Source organism: Methanocella sp., from assembly GCF_035506375.1.
In the GTDB taxonomy this organism is placed as follows: domain Archaea; phylum Halobacteriota; class Methanocellia; order Methanocellales; family Methanocellaceae; genus Methanocella.
Genome location: NZ_DATJPM010000040.1, coordinates 1 through 15,811, shown reverse-complemented (window position 1 = coordinate 15,811; position 15,811 = coordinate 1). Strand labels below are relative to the sequence as shown.

Sequence of the window (15,811 nt, the reverse complement as noted above, 5' to 3'; positions counted from 1 at the left end):
ATGGGTGAATCCGATAAGAAGAAAAAATAATCAATATGCGGGAAGTTAGGATTTGCGCCACCGAAAAATAACCCATAGTCGTGGCCCTCCCTGCATTTACCCGTCTATTATCGTGAGACAGGAGAGCTTTGGTGCTCTCCTGTTCAATCCCCTTTTATCTGAAGAGTTAAAGCTTAGCCAGGAAGAAGCGAGTATCACGGGGCTCTGCGACGGGAGCCACAGCATCGGCGGGATGGCGGACGAAATATGCCGGCGCTATGGAGTGGATCCCGAAACTGCCGGGCAACGGGTAGACGATACGCTCGATAAGCTTTCGGGACTAATGGCGATCTCGTGGTCCGGCACAGTCACTTCGCGCCGTCCCGCTATCTTAAGGGCTACCCGGGCCGGCGAGAGGCCCTATCTGTCGACACCAAAAGAAATCAATTGGGACGTGACCCACGCCTGCAACCTCCGCTGCCCCCATTGTCTGACAGCCTCTGGCCGGAGACGCGAAGACGAGCTCAGCACGGCCGAAGCGCTCGGCATCATCGATATGCTCGCCGATGCTAAAGTGTTTTACCTCTTGATCACGGGCGGCGAGCCCTTTTTGCGCCCGGACATATTCCGCCTGCTGGGCCGGCTGTCCGAAACGAACATGCACGTCGAGGTCGTCACCAATGCCGTATCGCTCGATAGAAAGGCCATTGAAAAACTCCCATCATACAGGGTGGCTAATTACCAGGTGAGCATCGATGGCATTGGAGACCGCCACGATGCGTTCAGGGGCAAAAAGGGCGCCTTCAAGGCTGCATGCCGGAATATCACGCGTATGGCGGATAATGGGATCGTCGTTAACATCAGCATGGCCATAACGAGAGAGAACCTGGACCAGGTTAATTCGGTCATCGACCTGGCGGTCGACCTGGGCTGTGGGGCTTTTATCGGAAGCCCGGTCGTGCCCGTGGGCCGGGGCCTGGCCAATTGTGATCGGTTAACACTGGACAAGGATGGGTACCTACAATTTTATAAAACGCTGCATGAGAGGGCCGGGCAATTAAAGGGCATGTTAAATATTTCCACCGAAAAATGTTTCCAGTTCCTCTTCGAACGGCCGTTGCCCGGGGTAGGGGACGACGGCCGGATAGGGGACGACGGCCGGATGGGCTGCGCCGCTGGAAACGATATGCTGGGCATCGGAGCCGATGGTACCGTGTATCCCTGCTCGTTCCTGCGGGATTTTCCCCTGGGAAACCTGAGGGATACGACTCTTATTGAGATTTGGGATGGGGCGCCAATACTCGGGTCTCTACGTGCGTTAAAAAAGAAAAATATGAACGGGCCCTGCGCAACCTGTAAATATGCCCCGGAGCAATGCCAGGGCGGATGCCGGGCGCGTGCCTTCTATGGGTCCAGGGACCTGCGGGCACGGGACCCGGCGTGTTTCCTGCCGATAAAAAATATTAAACCTTGAACTCGCCAGTGTCCACCCACTTCGCGTCGATGAGCGTCCACCAGTCCTCGGCGAGCCCCTTCAGCAGGTAGTCATACGGTAGCCACCCGTAGCCCTGGTCGCCCCAGGTCGTGCCCCAGGAGTTCCGTATCAGTAAGGCGCCGGCCGTCTGCTTGCCATCGGTCGCGTTCTTGATCTTCATGCCGTCGTCATACCCGACGGCCATGATGGCGTGGCCGCCCTCGATCTTCTCGCCCTTCGACGGGTAGGGTATCTTGCCGTCCTTTTCGGCCTGCGAGATTGAGCTATAAACGGTGAAGCCGAACATGGCCGGCAGGCTCGCCGCCAGGTTCGCCTTGATCTGCGGGAGAACGTCCTTAGGCTGCTTGTCCGCCGGGTCTAGGCGCACGTACTTGAGCGACTGGTAGTTCTGGGCGAACGCGTAACAGAATGTCGGCGGCTCGGCATCGAACTTCTTGACGTCGTAGGGCCAGTACTCCTCGGGCGGGGTTCCAAAAAGCGCTAGCGCGCCCATGGTCATCCGCAGGTAAGCGCCCGTGTCGCCCGTTTCGTGCATGAGCGTCCGCGATGCCTTATAGAGGAACAGCCGGGACGCGTCGATGTGCTTCCCGAACGCCTTACGCTCGAAGTACTCGACCATGCCCACGCCGGCGTTGGCCGTGCACGAGCCCAGTTGCCCCTGATCTTCGATCGGGGAGCACCATTTTCTCAGGTCTACGGACTTCGGCAGGGAGCTGTCGCCGGCTTTAAGAACGCCCGTCTTGCTGTATAATGGCTTTACCGTGTCGGTGGTTAACGTATAGTCCCGGAAATCCGGGTAGTCGGGACGCCACCCCGTCCAGTATTTTCCGTTTATCGGCCTCATAATCTACCCTCCTGAAATGCCGGTGCGGATATCTGCCCCACATGCCTATCCACAGCAGTCGATTATACTTTGTTAATTACCGTATAAAAATATATCTTTTGGGGATTAGGGCCCGCCTCATCGGCTGGTTCCTCGGCGATGCCCGCCCTCATATACGCCCAACCTTTACCCTGGTATAATCGAGGTGGCTTTTCGGTCGAGGTTCGGGTATATGATCGTGATGACGTTTTTAACGGCGCGCTCAAATGCCCCCTAGCGCGCCGTTCGTTCCATATACTTCCAACCTGTTTCCCATGATCCAGAGGCGGCAAATCCGGGTCGAGGTTTTAGTATACGCTCTATGCCCCAAACCAGAGGAGTTGAGATAATCGTTACCTGACAGTCTTAAAGCCCATGGCGGTGAGCGCCTCGGCCACCCTCCAGCGCACGTCAAAGTCCTGGTCGTTCAGGGCTTTTTCAAGCGCATATGCCGAGCGAGGGTCCTTCATCTTTCCCAGGGCCCAGGCCGCGCACTTGCGCACGCCGCCGGACTTATCCTCCATGGCACCTGCCAGGTATTTGACGGCCCGGGAATCGTTGAGAACGCCGAGCGACTCGACGATGCAGGCCCTAATTTCCTCGTCATCCGAGCCCAGCTGCCCGACCAGGCTATTTACGGCTTTCAAGTCGCCGGATAGTCCGAGCATCTCGATGGCAATGAGCTTTATCTCCTTGTTTTCGCTTTTAAGATTTTCAAGCCAGTACTCCATATCCATATATAATCGCTCCAGATGCAGAAGAACCTATTTTGCCACATCCTCCTGCAATTGTACATTAAGGGCTAATTAAGCTTATACTTTACTATTAATAGTCTAAATTTTAAATATTTTTATCCTTTTTAGGATAATTTATTGTACATTATTAGCTCACGCCACTCCGGGTCGTTCGACAAATCGGCTCTTGAATAAAAAAATAAGATATGTGCGATGTCGAAGGCTAGAGAAATGCCAGCACATTCGATAATCCCGCTGATAATGCACGGGCGTGCGAAAGGATAGAAAATAGTTGCTGTGTTGAAAAATCGCTTATTTTTTCGAGCGCTTATCCCAGTAGGCCTCCGCTTCCTTCTCCATCTCTTCGAGGCGCGTGTAATAGTCGGGGAACTCGTTGAGGTGCGCCAGCGCGATCTTGCCGGTCATGAGCGGGTCGTCGTCCGTAACATTGGTATGGGGGTCGCTTTTGCCGTGCTCCAGCTCCACGTCCATGCCCATGCGGAACTGCTCGACGTCGTACTTATCCCATTTTATGCCCAGTTTCTCGCCGATCTTTTTTGCCTGCTCCATGGTGAATACTTTCTTTTCGGACATATAAAAAAGGAGAATAGGCTAGAATATAAACGTTACGTTCCGGTGTTTACCGGTAGAAGAACCCTTCCACCCGGTACACGTCCGTCTTATTCATGGTCAGCTGCAGGTTGAGCTTTGCCTTCTCGAACTGGCACTGGTACACGAAGACGTTATAGTCGCCCACGACGGACGCCGACGGCGTAGCCGACCGGGACTCGTACTTTCCGTATTGCCCGGCCACGGTACCGATCATCTTATTAAAACTGCTCTCGTTCATAGCCGCCTTCATGGGGGGGCTAAAGTTCTGCGAGAAGACGACATATTCGCCGCTGTTGAGCGCGGGGAACATCGAGTCGGCCGTGGCGTTCGCGGCGCCCATGGCGTCCTGCGGAGGCAGGGCGGCCGGGGAAGTACAGCCCGCGATAGCGACTATGAGCGCCGTCATGAGGAGTAAAGCAAAAAGATTATAGCGCATGCCTGTAATGTATGGGCGCCGGCATATTAAACCTTGTTAAAAGATATACGGCCAATATACGTCAATGGTTTTTAGAGGTGTGGCTTATCGTACCCTGGCAAAAGGCGCTCGTGATCATATTTCTGGCCGCCCTGGCTTCGGGCTGCGTCAGCCCGGCGAGCCTCACAACGGCTTCTCCGAAGGTCGTCGCCGTTACTGTAGCGCCCTCTCCGACTCCCGCCCTGATGGCTACGGCCACCCCGGCCCCGCCAGTGACGCCCGGATTGAGCACTATATCGCCATCAAGCGCCGTACCGGAGAACGAGGAGTGGCTCCAGAGGACCTATACCTGGGACTTCAAGAACGTCGAGTGGCGCCTCAACGCGAATATCTCGGAGACCATTTACGAGTTTTACCGCAGTAAGGCCAGGGGCGCGAGCCAGAACTATGCAGATTTTGCCCTTTCGCCGGAGGACCGGCCATTCCTGGACGAGATCACGGGGCAGATTAAAACGAACGGCCACGCCAACGGGTATACGGGGCTCGATGACGTGATGAACGTGCTCACGTTCGTGCAATCGCTCAAGTACGAGGAAGACACGGGGAGCGACTATACGCGGTATCCCCTCGAAACGCTGGTCGATGAGAAGGGCGACTGCAAGGACAAGTCCATCCTCGCGGCGGCCATGCTCCACGAGATGGGCTACGACGTCGTCCTCCTCAAATTTACGAACCACATGGCGCTGGGCATTAAGGGCGGGGGAGAAATGGAGGGCAAATGCTACGAGTATGGCGGCTCTCGGTACTATTATGTCGAGACCACGAGCCCGAGCTGGAACATCGGCGATATCCCGGGCGACCTGGAAAGCCAGACGCCGGTCATCCTTCCCATGTCAAAGAGCCCCACTGTCGAGGGAAGGCTGGAGGTAAAGCCCGCCGGCACATCGGGCCACGACTCGAACTATCAGGTTATCTGCAATATCACGAATGGCGGCCCGGGCACGGCCTCGAACCTGTCGGCGCACGTTTATGCCCTTGCGCTGGACAGGGGAGCAGACAAGATCTGGGTGCCTGACCGGGTGATTTCTTTAGGGGATTACGGCGAGGGTCATTCGGGAACGATAGAGACTACACTGACCGTCTACGCGGGCGAGCGGACCCAGATATACTGCGTCATCACGGGCGATAATGTGGACACGGTCGAGCTGAAGACCTCGGCTTTTTATGGATAATGCGAATAAGCGAAAGCCAGGACAATAAAGCATCCAAAATCCGAGAACGTTCATAAATTTTTATATGATAAATAATCATAAAAAAGAATGGGATTTCTGATCACATGAACCGCTCAAAGCGCTCCTTGCCGACGCCGCAGATGGGGCATTTATCCGGGGGAGAATCCCTCGCGCAGAGGTAGCCGCATACCTTGCAGCGCCATACGGGGTACGCATGCTCGCCCGAAGGTATGAAGGCCTTTGTGCCGCCGTCCGCCACGACACGCTGCTCCCGCGGAGGCCGGCTCTCTGGTATGGAGCCCAGGGGCTGCTCTCCCCTGAAGACCTTTTCAGACACGTAGAGGCCGCAATAGCACGCCCCATATTTATCGATATCCGCGTCCCGGTAATCGCACGGGCAGATGATGTCCAGGTCATCCTCTTTTTTGCCGGAGGCGAGGCGGCACGGGCAGGACTCGTAGCCGTAACGGGCGGCGTTTGTGGCAAGGCCCTCGATGAGGCTGCTGACGAATGCCTCGTCGGGGTTGAGGCGGTATCCCCGTCGCTCTGTCTCTTTCTTTAGCTTCTCATAGATCGCCTGGATATCAGCCATTCTTGAAAGCCTCGCGGATCTTCTCTTCCTGATATCCGACGATGCACTGCCCGTTAACGACCAGCGTGGGGAACGAGCAGGGAGGGTTCACCTTTTTCACCTCAGCGATCGCCTCATCCCGCTCCGCGCCATTGAGCAGGTCCACGAAAGTGTAATCGTAGGCGACCCCGAGGTCGGTAAGCAGCTGCTTCGTCATCTTGCACCAGACGCAGGTGCTCAGCGCATAAAGCATTACAGTGCCGTTCTTCTTTCCATCGACGTGCTCTACCTTCATATGTTACCACCTTTACACTTGTTCAATATATATCTGTCGTATATTCGAATAAGGAGGCTAAAGCTGCCGGATATGCCGCATCAGCACGTGCGCCAGCAGGAGCGCCAGGAACGGCGCCCAGAGCACCTCGTGGATGCGGATGGACCATGCCTTCGTCAGGGCGCCCATCGTGAGCGGCCCGACGATATCGGAGTTCGTGATGCCGAAGCCCGTGAGGACAAAGGCCAGCGCTACGGCCAGCAGTAACAAGGCGATGGATTTTTTTATGAGCTTTAGAATGGCCTCGTCGTCCATTTATGCCCTCTATCCGACGTAGCTGGCGTTCAGGTCGCCGCTGTTCGAATAACCCCGCTGCTCCCAGTAGCCCTCGTAATCTTTATCGGAAAGCTCGATGCGAGTGACCCACTTGATCCACTTATAGCCCCACTTGCCTTCTGCCACGAGCTGGAACGGGTAGCCCCGCTCAGGCGGAAGCGTGACGTTGTTCATCTTATAGGCCAGCATGATGTCGCTATTCTCGATATAGTCCAGGGGCACCGCGGTCGAGTACCCGTCCGCCGCGTAGAGGATGACAGTCTTCGCCCCGGGCTCGGGGCCCGCGTCGGCCAGGATATCCCGTAAGGGCACGCCTTCCCAGAGGATCGTGACACTCCAGCCCTCGACGCAGTGCAGTGTGGCGACCCGGGATTCGTGGGGATAGGCCAGAACGTCCGCATAGCTGTAGTTCCTCGTGTTATTTACGAGGCCGTCCACGGTGAGCGTGTACGTGCTGATGTTTATATATTGCGGGCCCTTGATGGAGTTCTCGCGGAAATCGCCTATGGACGAGAGGGGCTGGCCGTTATACTGCCTTATCTCGGCGGTGCCCGGCGGTACCTGTATCGTTGTCCTGATCATGGAGAACGCGTACAAGAAAGCCAGCAGCACGACCATGAGAAGAAATATGACAGCGGCGGACCTTCCCCAGTTCATGACCAAAACTCCGGACAATAAGAGCTTATCCCTGAACGTATATCAACTTTCCAGAAAGGGGTACTCTGTGTTTTAAGTTTTATAAGAGACGGAGGGCACTCTGAGACTTAAACGGCAAATTCAATAGAGCAGAAACGGGGAAAACATTATATACAAAATGAGAATAAAAGTACATGTCTACTCTTAGCTGATTTTAGTGCTATTCTTAAAGAGGTATTTAGATGGACGATAAACAGTATAAAGGCACTACCACAATCGGTATAATTTGCAATAACGGGCTCGTCCTGGCCACCGAGAGAAGGGCTACGATGGGCAACCTCATCGCGAGCCGCGATGCCCAGAAGATATACCCGCTGACGGATAACATCGCGATGACCATCGCGGGTTCTGTGGGCGACGGCCAGAAGCTCGCGAGGATGCTCCAGGCGGAGGCCAAGCTTTTCGCGCTGCGGCGCCACGGGCCCATGTCGATAAATGCGCTTTCCATGCTTCTATCCAACCTGCTCTGGGAGAACAGGATATTCTATATCCAGGTCCTCGTAGGCGGAGTAGAAGGGGCGGGGCCGAAGCTGTATTCGCTTGACCCGGCAGGCGGGATGATCACGGAGGTCAAGTTCTCCTCGACCGGCTCGGGCTCCCCGCTGGCATACGGCGTCCTGGAGGACCGCTATAAGCCGGACATGAGCGTGGAGCAGGGCGTAGAGCTGGCCGCCAAGGCCCTGGAGTCCGCGATGAAGAGGGACTCCGCGTCGGGCAACGGCATGCAGTTCTGCGTTATAACCCCCGGGAAAGTCGAGATATTCGAGCGTGAAGTGAGCAAGCAGGTCTGCAACTCATAAGCGGACCACTTTTTAATTTTTTCTCCAGAGGAGAAAAACGATGGGAATCGAAGATGTTTTATCAGACCTGAAGAAAAAAATTCAGGATAAGCTGCCCAAAGGCATCACGATATCGGACGTCGAGTTCGAGGGGCCGGAGCTTGTCATCTATACGGTGGACCCCAAGGCGTTCGCCGATAATGGCGATATCATCCGGTCATTGGCGAAGGACCTGCGCATGCGCATCGTCGTCCGCCCGGACCCCAAGATGCTCGCCGAGCCCGAGCTGGCGATAAAGAAGATCGCCGAGATCGTGCCCGCCGAATCGGGCGTCACCAACCACTACTTTGACACGGAGACCGGAGAGGTCATTATCGAGGCGGAGAAGCCGGGCCTGGTCATAGGCCGGCACGGCTCCACGCTGCGCGAGATCACGAAGCACATCGGCTGGACGCCGAAGGTCGTGCGCACCCCGCCCATCGAGTCGACCACTGTCCGCGACATACGGCGCTACCTGCGTGGAGTAAAGGATGAGAGAAAGGCTATTTTAAAGGTCATTGGGAAGAAGATCCACCGCCCCATCATGAACAAGGAGCAGTGGATACGCATCACTTCCCTGGGCGGCTGCAAGGAAGTCGGTAGGAGCTCGTTTTTGCTGAGCACGCCTGAAACTCGCATATTGATCGATTGCGGCGTTACAACGGGCTCGGAGTCGAACGGCACGCCGTACCTGTACGTGCCGGAGGTCAGCCCGCTTAGCAGCCTGGACGCGGTCGTCCTCACGCACGCGCACCTGGACCACTGCGGCATGATACCACTGCTCTTTAAGTACGGTTACGAAGGTCCCGTCTATATGACACCCCCCACCCGGGACCTTATGGCGCTGCTGCAGCTCGATTACATCGAGGTGGCCAACCGTGAAGGCAAGAGGCCGCCCTACGAGTCCGCCCTGATCCGGGAGACGCTGAAGCACACTATCACGCTGAACTATGGCGACGTGACGGACATCGCCCCGGACGTCAGGCTGACGTTCTACAATTCCGGCCACATCCTGGGGAGCGCCTGCGCGCACTTCCACGTCGGCGAAGGCCTGTACAACGTGGCCTTCTCGGGGGACTTCAAGTACGAGAAGACCCGCCTGTTCGACCCGGCCGTCAACCAGTTCCCGAGGATCGAGACGCTGGTCATGGAGGCCACCTATGGCGGCATGCACGACATGCAGCCCTCCCGCCGGGAAGCGGAGATCGACCTGCAGAACGCCATCCGCAGGACGCTCCAGCGTGGCGGAAAGGTGCTGATACCGACCTTCGCCGTCGGGCGTTCGCAGGAAGTCATGATCGTGCTGGAAGAGTCTATCCGCAAGGGCATCATCGACAACGTGCCCGTGTACCTCGACGGCATGATCTGGGAGGCGACGGCCATCCATACCACGTATCCCGAATACTTGAACGTCGAGCTGCAGGACATGATCTTCCATAAGGGCCAGAACCCGTTCCTGTCCTCGTCTTTCGTCCAGGTGGACTCGCCCCAGAAGCGGCAGTCCATCCTCGCCGACCCTGCGCCGTGCATCGTCCTGGCGACGTCGGGCATGATGAACGGCGGCCCGGTCATGGAGTACTTCAAGCAGTACGGCGCCGACAGGCGAAACACGCTCATCTTCGTCGGGTACCAGGCCGAAGGGACCATGGGCCGGCGCATTCAAAAAGGATGGAGCGAGATCCCCATCTCATCGGAGGGGAAGACCGAGGTCATGAAAGTGGAGATAGAAGTCGCGACCGTCGACGGCTTCTCCGGCCATTCGGACCGCAGGCAGCTCATGGAGTATGTTAAGCGCATGGACCCGCGGCCGGAGCGCATCATCACGAACCACGGCGACGAAAACAAGTGCCTCGACCTCGCCAGCTCCATTTATAAGAAGTACAAGTACGAGACCAAGTCGCCGATGAACCTCGAGACCATCCGGCTGATATAAAACTTTAGGGGCTTCGGCCCCCTTTTCTTTTATCTTCTCAGGTATAATAGCGTAGCCGCCGCAATGGCTAGAATGGCTACGAGCGCGATAATGAGCCATACATCGACGTTCGATAGCAGCCCGGGCGCTGGCGTGGATGCGGGAGTCGGCTTCGGGGCTGGCGTGGGCGTCGGGGTCGGATTGATCGACGGCTTCGGCGCGGGCGTCACCGTGAAATCGGGAGCCATCGGCATGAACGAAGAGCTATCATTGCGGGTGACCAGGCCGCCGGGCTCGTGGGAAGGCCTGGGCGTCGGAGTCGGAGACGGGCCCGCTGTCGGCGTGGGAGTGGCCGTGGAGATATCAAGGTCGATCTGGACATCACCGCTCACGACTTTAAGATACGATGCGGAGTGGCCGTTATAGGTAGCGGTGACCACGTAATTCCCCTGGGCGACGTTGAACTCGTAATAACCGGCATGCCCGTCCTTATCGACGGTGGTGTACTGGCCAGAATCGGGGCCGGCCAGCGTTACGACAGCACCGTTCACGGCAGTGCCGCCATAGCTTACGTAGCCGTAGATCTTGCTCGTAGACTGGGCCGTCGCGCAGGCGGCCGTCAACAGCAGGGCCGCTAACACGCATAACGTTAAAAGAAATTTACCCGGTCTCACAGCACATCCCGCCCAAATAAGTATTATCTAACCCTTCAAGTTAGATATATTAATCGTTAAACTTCCCCTCGATAATTAATTATAATAATATGGCTAATATGTTCCGGGGGTTACAAGCCGATGTCCGGCACTCGTTATTTACCGGAGCTAACGGAAAAGGAGATGCTCGAGCTGCTCGACGCCGAGCGCGTGGGCCGGCTCGGGCTGAACGACGAGCCCCAGCCCTACATCGTCCCGACTGATTTCGCGTTTAAGGACGGGGCCATCTACATCCATTCGCCCGTGGAAGGAAAGAAGACGGCGCTGGCTCGCAGGGACCCTCATGTCTGTTTTGAGGTGGACCGGTATAACGAGAACGTGACTGAATATCAGAGCGTCATCGTCAGGGGCGATATCGAGGAAGTGCTAGATGCGGCCGAGAAGCGGGAGGCCATGCGCCTGATGGCGAAAAAAGCCGCCCGCTCTGGCGGGTGGAAGGCGCACATACAGGGCACTCCTGGCATGGGCTCCATTGTCATCTTCAAGATCAGGATCAATGAGATGACGGGCATCAAGTCGCCCAACGGCGGCCACCCTTAATGGCACGCGCTCTTACAGCCGCAGCCCCTCTTTTCAGGAATTACGGACAGGCAGCGAATGACATAATCCTGTAAGGCCGCGCCCAGCTTTTCCATTTCTTCGACGACTTCCCCGTGGGATATGGTTTCGTGGCCGATGCCCGCCGCGTAGTTCGTGGCCACGGCGACGCAGGCGTAGCACATGCCCAGCTCCCGGGCCAGGACACACTCCGGTACGCCGGTCATTCCCACCACGTCGCCGCCGAGGGCGGCGAACATGCGTATCTCGGCCGCCGTCTCGAACCTGGGGCCTTCCGCACAGACGTAGGTGCCTTTATAATGTAGTCGATGCTTGCGATGCATCACTTCAGCCATGCATTCTCTCATGTCCTGGCAGTAGGGCTCCGTGACGTTGGTGTGGACGACGCAGCCCTCCTCATCGAAAAACGTCGAAGGCCGGGACTTAGTAAAATCCAAAAACTGGTCCACGAGCACGAAGTCTCCGGGCTCTATTTCCTTCCTGAGGCTTCCCACGGAGCACACTCCGATGATGCGCTCGACGCCGATCTGCTTTAGCGCCATGATGTTGGCACGGTAGTTGACCCTGTGGGGAGCGCAGGTGTGGCCAGCGCCGTGCCTGGGAATAAAAGCGAACTCCTCGCCATCGGCCATATAGAACGATACCTCTACCGCGCCATACTTCGTATCGACGACCCTCTTTTCCTTGAGCGTTGCGCTCGCCACATCGTAAAACCCGGTGCCGCCGATGACGGCCAGTCGAGGCATATGGGCGACATTGATAACGGCTTGCATAAATAATTATGCATCCGCCATCTCACCACAGTGGTCACAGTGGTGAATTATAGTCCTCCGTGGCCTCTGTGGTTCACTTGCGGCAGACGAATAGCCCGTACCCAAACTCCCCGAGGAACTGCCCCATCTTGTTGCCCTCGTCGATGATCCGCTTTGCGTCGGGGTTGGTCATGTAGAGCCACATGGACTTGATGGCGGCGGCGAACGTCTTCAGGCCGTCCTCGCGGCGCGTTTCCATCTCCGTATTCAAGTCCATCAAATAATGGCTGGCCTGAACGCTGCCGAACTGATTTTCGAATAGTTCCTTCCAGTCCTCGAAGGTGAGCATGCCCTTACTGGTCGTGGAGCCGAATGCCGTAAAGACAGACTTGAGTTCGTCCAGCCGCTCGCCCATCTTTTCCATGGTCTCCCGGGTGATGCACACCTCGTTATCGCATACCGGGCCGCCCTTCTTTACGACGCGGTAGTATCCCTCTATGGCCTTCTCCACATCGTCCATGAACACGGTCACCGACTCGACGACGACCGCATCGAAGGTCTCCGGCTCGAACGGCAGCGAGCGGGCGTCGCACCCTACGAAGGTCGTCTTATCCGCCACGCCCATCAGCCGGGCACGGGACCTGGATTCCTTGATCATCCGGGGCATGATGTCGACGCCGACGACATTACATCCCATGGCGGCCAGCCTACAGGACGTCTTGCCCATGCCGCAGCCCACGTCCAATACCTTCCACCCTTGCATAATGCCGGCCGCCTCTATCAGCTTCTCCGTGGCGTCCCACCCGCCGATGTGCTTCGCGGACCCCAGGGAGGCTAAAAGGTCGAGATATGAAAATTTATCCTTATCCTGCTTTAAAATGGCGTTGTCCATCCTGCCACACCCTACGGTATAAATATAATATACATTTATATAATATTAATTGAGGATAAGGCTCGATAAAAGGCCGGTAAAAAAATAGACGTTTTCGCTTAATAGACCAGCAGACGTTTGATCTTATTCAGGATGGCCCGTCCATCGCCGCCCAATGCCGGGAGCTTCTTCAGCTTCTCTACGTCGGTCTCGCCGTTGATGTTGATGACGAAGACCGCGCCCTTCTCCGACGAGTAGATATCCTTGAAGTCGTAGATGGCGCCCACGACCATGAGCTTGCCCGTATAGACCAGTTCCCGTATCTTTTCGTCATTGAGCAGGGTGTCGACCTGCTCGTCGACGTTCGCCTCGGTCAGCAGCGTCTCGAAATAAGCCTCCTCGCTGACGGGCTTCACCGTGGGCGGATGGTCCGCCATGTACACGGCGATGCCGCCTTTCTTTATCAGCAGCTTCTGGACTTCGGCCACCGTCGGCTTGATGAACTCCAGCGACCGGATGATACGGTAATGTTCCCCGCTCACGTCCTGCGTTGACGCGTGGATGGCTCCGCAGCCGGTGTGGCCCAGGATCATCAGGATGGGCGTGTGAAGGTGGCCAACGCCGTACTCGATACTCCCCAGGTTAGGCTCGACCCGGTTCCCGATATTTTTAATAGAAAAGACCTTCCCGATCTCGTCGTCGAGCGCCCGCTCGAGCACCCGGGAATCGGAGCAGGTCACGAGGGTGATGTCCGGATGCTGGGCGTCGACGATGCGATCGTACTTACCCGTCTTTGTCGATTCAGCCGAATACTTCTTGTTATAGGTGAGCTTTTCCGTTAAAGTGGCAAGTCCCTTTCCAGCAGTAGTGGTTCCTGTCATTAATGTCCTCCTTTAAAATAAAAAAAGAAAAGGAAAGGAGATCTTACTTGATCTCCTGTCCGATCCGCCTTGCGGCCTCGTGATATATCAGCGACAGCGGGATCTCCACGGGGCAGCCGTCTTCGCACATGCCGCAGTTGCAGCAGTCGCCGCCCACCATGCCCATCCGGGCCATGTGGTAGTTCATGGACGGCGGGATATCGCCCTTGCCCTCGTAGGCCTGGGGCTGGAGCTTCATGTCGAAGGTCGCGGGGCAATTCAAAGTACAGCCCTGGCACTTGATGCACTTCTTAAACTGTTCGGCCCAGAACGCCGGGTCCGCGGCGGCTGCGAACTGCTTCTTCTGGTGCTTGGCCGCCAGCTTGAGCATGGACTGCTCCGTCTTCGCGCGAAGCTCGAGGCCCTTCGGATCTGGGGCGGAGACGGCGATGGCCTTCGCCCCTATGGCGCTGTCCATCAGCTTTGCGCCTTTCGCGCTGCAGACCTCCACGAACGTCGCCTTACCTGCCATGGGGCCGACGACGCCCCAGTTGCCGCACGCCAGGTCCGCCTGGGTGGGGATCTTTACGTCACAGCGCTGGCAGTTCTTCCGGCGACCGGAGCCCTGGTCCTCGAGGTCGTCGATCTTGATCTCCTTGTGCTCGCCGTTCTTCAGCACGATGATGAACTTGCCACGGTCGATCTCTTCCTTGACAACGTCGTCCGGGTTAACGCCATAGTATTTCTCGATCATCTCGCGGCCTGCGATGGGTTGGACCGTGCCACCGCAGTTGACACCGATCATCAGCAGGTTGTCCCTGTTGACCTTGCCGCGCTTGGCCATGACGAGTATCGCCCGGGCGTCACACGGTTTGACGGGCAGCGCGATCTTTTTGTCCCTCGCGCCGTTCATGTACTGTACGACGAACTTGCCGATGGCGACGGGCGCGCAGTGCAGCGAGCCCGCCGACTTGATGACCTCCTTCGGGTCGGTGAAGACCGTCGGCACGCCGTCGTACAGGTCGGCGCCCCTGGTCATGGCGACGACCGCATCGACGGCCTTGCTCTCCAGCGCGTGCGTCAGCAGCGCCGTTACGGCACCGCCGCACTCGCCCGCAGCACAAACAGCCTCGCTGCCCGCGCTGGCGTAGAACATGTCCTTGACATTGACCATGTTAGTGACCTCCTATCGTGGGCGCGACCTTGATAGGCGCAACCGGCTTCTTTTCTTCCTTCGGGATCGGAATGATCCTGGCTGCACAGGCCTTGAACTCGGGCATCTTCGCGAACGGGTCCAGGGCCGGGTTGGTCAGCATGTTGGCGCTGCACTCGGCGAAGTGGAACGGGATGAAGATGACGCCCTTCATGATGTTCTTGGTCACCTTGGCGGCGATCTCGATCTCGCCCCTCCTGGACTTGACCTTGACCCTGTCGCCGTCCTTTATGCCGAGGGCCTTTGCGTCCTCCGGGTTAACCTCGACGAAGCCGGTCTTGACCTCCGCATCGAGCGTGGGCGACCGCCGGGTCATGCTGCCCGTGTGGTAGTGGAAGATCATCCGGCCAGTGGTCAGGATGAGCGGGTACTCCGCATCGGGCACTTCTGCAGGCGGCTTGAACGATACCGGGAAGAAGATGCCCATGCCGTCCGGGTGGCTGAACTTCGCCATGTGCAGGATCGGCGTTCCAGGATGATCGACCGCCGGGCAGGGCCAGTGGAGAGCTTCGGGCTTTCGAAGCCGCTCGTAGGTCATGCCGGCGTACTGCGGGGTAGTCTTCCGGACCTCCTCGAAGATATCTTCCTGCGACTTGTAATCAAAGCCCTTGACGCCCATCTTCCCTGCGATAAGCCCGATGATCTCCCAGTCCGGCTTTGCCTGGCCGGGCGGCTTGACCGCGGGCCTCAGAAGCTGCACGCGACGCTCGGTGTTGGTGAAGGTGCCGTCCTTCTCCGCGAACGATGCGGCGGGCAACACAACCGAAGCCTTCTGGGCCGTTTCGGTCATGAAGATATCCTGGACGACGAGGAAGTCGACCTTTTCCAGAGCGTGTCTAACGTGGTTCACGTCGGGGTCGGACACCATCGGGTTTTCGCCCATGATGTACAGCGACTTGATCTTGCCC

At 57.2% G+C, this 15,811-nt stretch carries 19 protein-coding genes; 5 read left to right on the top strand and 14 right to left on the bottom strand.

The features are described from left to right. The first annotated feature begins 112 nt into the window (after positions 1 to 112). Positions 113 to 1,453 (top strand): PqqD family peptide modification chaperone, encoded by a 1,341-nt coding sequence (locus VMC84_RS05355; RefSeq protein WP_325378858.1) that lies wholly within the window; start codon positions 113 to 115, stop codon positions 1,451 to 1,453. Here the strand turns inward: VMC84_RS05355 and VMC84_RS05350 are convergent. The 4 genes from VMC84_RS05350 to VMC84_RS05335 all read right to left on the bottom strand — a co-directional run bounded on the left by VMC84_RS05350 (position 1,443) and on the right by VMC84_RS05335 (position 4,118). Continuing rightward, on the bottom strand, positions 1,443 to 2,318 hold the full coding sequence (locus VMC84_RS05350; RefSeq protein WP_325378856.1) for a C1 family peptidase: 876 nt from the start codon (positions 2,316 to 2,318) through the stop codon (positions 1,443 to 1,445). The genes VMC84_RS05355 and VMC84_RS05350 overlap by 11 nt on opposite strands. Before the next feature lie 371 nt (positions 2,319 to 2,689). Beyond that, on the bottom strand, positions 2,690 to 3,073 hold the full coding sequence (locus VMC84_RS05345; RefSeq protein WP_325378854.1) for a HEAT repeat domain-containing protein: 384 nt from the start codon (positions 3,071 to 3,073) through the stop codon (positions 2,690 to 2,692). 309 nt (positions 3,074 to 3,382) lie between these two features. Beyond that, complete coding sequence (locus tag VMC84_RS05340; protein ID WP_325378852.1) at positions 3,383 to 3,664, bottom strand: DUF5661 family protein; 282 nt, start codon at positions 3,662 to 3,664, stop codon at positions 3,383 to 3,385. A gap of 46 nt (positions 3,665 to 3,710) precedes the next feature. Then, positions 3,711 to 4,118 carry a DUF3887 domain-containing protein gene (locus tag VMC84_RS05335; RefSeq protein WP_325378850.1) on the bottom strand — a complete coding sequence of 136 codons (408 nt, stop codon included), beginning with the start codon at positions 4,116 to 4,118 and terminating at the stop codon, positions 3,711 to 3,713. 110 nt (positions 4,119 to 4,228) lie between these two features. On the opposite strand from VMC84_RS05335, the gene VMC84_RS05330 reads away from it, so the two are divergent. Beyond that, a complete protein-coding gene (locus tag VMC84_RS05330) occupies positions 4,229 to 5,329 on the top strand; it encodes a transglutaminase-like domain-containing protein (protein WP_325378848.1) in 1,101 nt (366 codons plus the stop codon). A 100-nt stretch (positions 5,330 to 5,429) separates the two neighbouring features. Here VMC84_RS05330 and VMC84_RS05325 read toward each other — a convergent pair whose 3' ends face one another. The 4 genes from VMC84_RS05325 to VMC84_RS05310 are packed head-to-tail and all read right to left on the bottom strand — an operon-like array spanning position 5,430 to position 7,167. Next, positions 5,430 to 5,921: a ferredoxin-thioredoxin reductase catalytic domain-containing protein gene (locus VMC84_RS05325; protein ID WP_325378846.1), complete on the bottom strand. Its 492-nt coding sequence runs from the start codon at positions 5,919 to 5,921 to the stop codon at positions 5,430 to 5,432. Further along, on the bottom strand, positions 5,914 to 6,195 hold the full coding sequence (locus VMC84_RS05320; protein WP_325378844.1) for a glutaredoxin family protein: 282 nt from the start codon (positions 6,193 to 6,195) through the stop codon (positions 5,914 to 5,916). Before VMC84_RS05320 ends, VMC84_RS05325 begins: the two co-directional genes overlap by 8 nt. Before the next feature lie 57 nt (positions 6,196 to 6,252). After that, a complete protein-coding gene (locus VMC84_RS05315; RefSeq protein ID WP_325378842.1) occupies positions 6,253 to 6,489 on the bottom strand; it encodes a hypothetical protein in 237 nt (78 codons plus the stop codon). A 9-nt stretch (positions 6,490 to 6,498) separates the two neighbouring features. Then, positions 6,499 to 7,167: a molybdopterin-dependent oxidoreductase gene (locus tag VMC84_RS05310; RefSeq protein WP_325378840.1), complete on the bottom strand. Its 669-nt coding sequence runs from the start codon at positions 7,165 to 7,167 to the stop codon at positions 6,499 to 6,501. 221 nt (positions 7,168 to 7,388) lie between these two features. Between VMC84_RS05310 and psmB the strand changes: the two genes are divergently transcribed. Both psmB and VMC84_RS05300 read left to right on the top strand, forming a co-directional pair. Next, entirely contained in the window at positions 7,389 to 8,006 is a 618-nt protein-coding gene (gene psmB / locus VMC84_RS05305; RefSeq protein WP_325378838.1) for an archaeal proteasome endopeptidase complex subunit beta, read from the top strand. 40 nt (positions 8,007 to 8,046) lie between these two features. Beyond that, positions 8,047 to 9,957, top strand: coding sequence for a beta-CASP ribonuclease aCPSF1 (locus VMC84_RS05300; protein WP_325378836.1), 1,911 nt, complete (start codon positions 8,047 to 8,049; stop codon positions 9,955 to 9,957). A 29-nt stretch (positions 9,958 to 9,986) separates the two neighbouring features. Here the strand turns inward: VMC84_RS05300 and VMC84_RS05295 are convergent, their stop codons facing one another. Continuing rightward, positions 9,987 to 10,577, bottom strand: a complete 591-nt coding sequence (locus tag VMC84_RS05295; RefSeq protein WP_325378834.1) for a hypothetical protein — start codon at positions 10,575 to 10,577, stop codon at positions 9,987 to 9,989. Between the two features lie 153 nt (positions 10,578 to 10,730). On the opposite strand from VMC84_RS05295, the gene VMC84_RS05290 reads away from it, so the two are divergent. Further along, positions 10,731 to 11,189 (top strand): pyridoxamine 5'-phosphate oxidase family protein, encoded by a 459-nt coding sequence (locus VMC84_RS05290; RefSeq protein ID WP_325378832.1) that lies wholly within the window; start codon positions 10,731 to 10,733, stop codon positions 11,187 to 11,189. On the opposite strand, the gene mtnP is transcribed toward VMC84_RS05290, so the two are convergent. The 5 genes from mtnP to VMC84_RS05265 form a co-directional block, all read right to left on the bottom strand. Continuing rightward, positions 11,186 to 11,953: an S-methyl-5'-thioadenosine phosphorylase gene (gene mtnP / locus VMC84_RS05285; protein WP_325378830.1), complete on the bottom strand. Its 768-nt coding sequence runs from the start codon at positions 11,951 to 11,953 to the stop codon at positions 11,186 to 11,188. The two genes, VMC84_RS05290 and mtnP, sit on opposite strands and share 4 nt — an antisense overlap. 100 nt (positions 11,954 to 12,053) lie before the next feature. Then, positions 12,054 to 12,851 (bottom strand): class I SAM-dependent methyltransferase, encoded by a 798-nt coding sequence (locus tag VMC84_RS05280; RefSeq protein ID WP_325378828.1) that lies wholly within the window; start codon positions 12,849 to 12,851, stop codon positions 12,054 to 12,056. Between the two features lie 98 nt (positions 12,852 to 12,949). After that, complete coding sequence (locus tag VMC84_RS05275) at positions 12,950 to 13,711, bottom strand: carbonic anhydrase (RefSeq protein ID WP_325378826.1); 762 nt, start codon at positions 13,709 to 13,711, stop codon at positions 12,950 to 12,952. 43 nt (positions 13,712 to 13,754) lie between these two features. Then, positions 13,755 to 14,864 (bottom strand): Coenzyme F420 hydrogenase/dehydrogenase, beta subunit C-terminal domain, encoded by a 1,110-nt coding sequence (locus VMC84_RS05270; protein ID WP_325378824.1) that lies wholly within the window; start codon positions 14,862 to 14,864, stop codon positions 13,755 to 13,757. 1 nt (position 14,865) lies between these two features. Further along, on the bottom strand, positions 14,866 to 15,811 hold a 946-nt coding region (locus tag VMC84_RS05265), incomplete at its 5' end, for a molybdopterin oxidoreductase family protein (RefSeq protein WP_325378822.1).

Coding starts and splice junctions, on each gene's coding strand:
- VMC84_RS05350 (WP_325378856.1), bottom strand. CDS start 2,318: ATGAGGCCGATAAACGGAAAATACTGGACGGGGTGGCGTCCCGACTAC.
- VMC84_RS05345 (WP_325378854.1), bottom strand. CDS start 3,073: ATGGATATGGAGTACTGGCTTGAAAATCTTAAAAGCGAAAACAAGGAG.
- VMC84_RS05340 (WP_325378852.1), bottom strand. CDS start 3,664: ATGTCCGAAAAGAAAGTATTCACCATGGAGCAGGCAAAAAAGATCGGC.
- VMC84_RS05335 (WP_325378850.1), bottom strand. CDS start 4,118: ATGCGCTATAATCTTTTTGCTTTACTCCTCATGACGGCGCTCATAGTC.
- VMC84_RS05325 (WP_325378846.1), bottom strand. CDS start 5,921: ATGGCTGATATCCAGGCGATCTATGAGAAGCTAAAGAAAGAGACAGAG.
- VMC84_RS05320 (WP_325378844.1), bottom strand. CDS start 6,195: ATGAAGGTAGAGCACGTCGATGGAAAGAAGAACGGCACTGTAATGCTT.
- VMC84_RS05315 (WP_325378842.1), bottom strand. CDS start 6,489: ATGGACGACGAGGCCATTCTAAAGCTCATAAAAAAATCCATCGCCTTG.
- VMC84_RS05310 (WP_325378840.1), bottom strand. CDS start 7,167: ATGAACTGGGGAAGGTCCGCCGCTGTCATATTTCTTCTCATGGTCGTG.
- psmB (WP_325378838.1), top strand. CDS start 7,389: ATGGACGATAAACAGTATAAAGGCACTACCACAATCGGTATAATTTGC.
- VMC84_RS05300 (WP_325378836.1), top strand. CDS start 8,047: ATGGGAATCGAAGATGTTTTATCAGACCTGAAGAAAAAAATTCAGGAT.
- VMC84_RS05290 (WP_325378832.1), top strand. CDS start 10,731: ATGTCCGGCACTCGTTATTTACCGGAGCTAACGGAAAAGGAGATGCTC.
- mtnP (WP_325378830.1), bottom strand. CDS start 11,953: ATGCCTCGACTGGCCGTCATCGGCGGCACCGGGTTTTACGATGTGGCG.
- VMC84_RS05280 (WP_325378828.1), bottom strand. CDS start 12,851: ATGGACAACGCCATTTTAAAGCAGGATAAGGATAAATTTTCATATCTC.
- VMC84_RS05275 (WP_325378826.1), bottom strand. CDS start 13,711: ATGACAGGAACCACTACTGCTGGAAAGGGACTTGCCACTTTAACGGAA.
- VMC84_RS05270 (WP_325378824.1), bottom strand. CDS start 14,864: ATGGTCAATGTCAAGGACATGTTCTACGCCAGCGCGGGCAGCGAGGCT.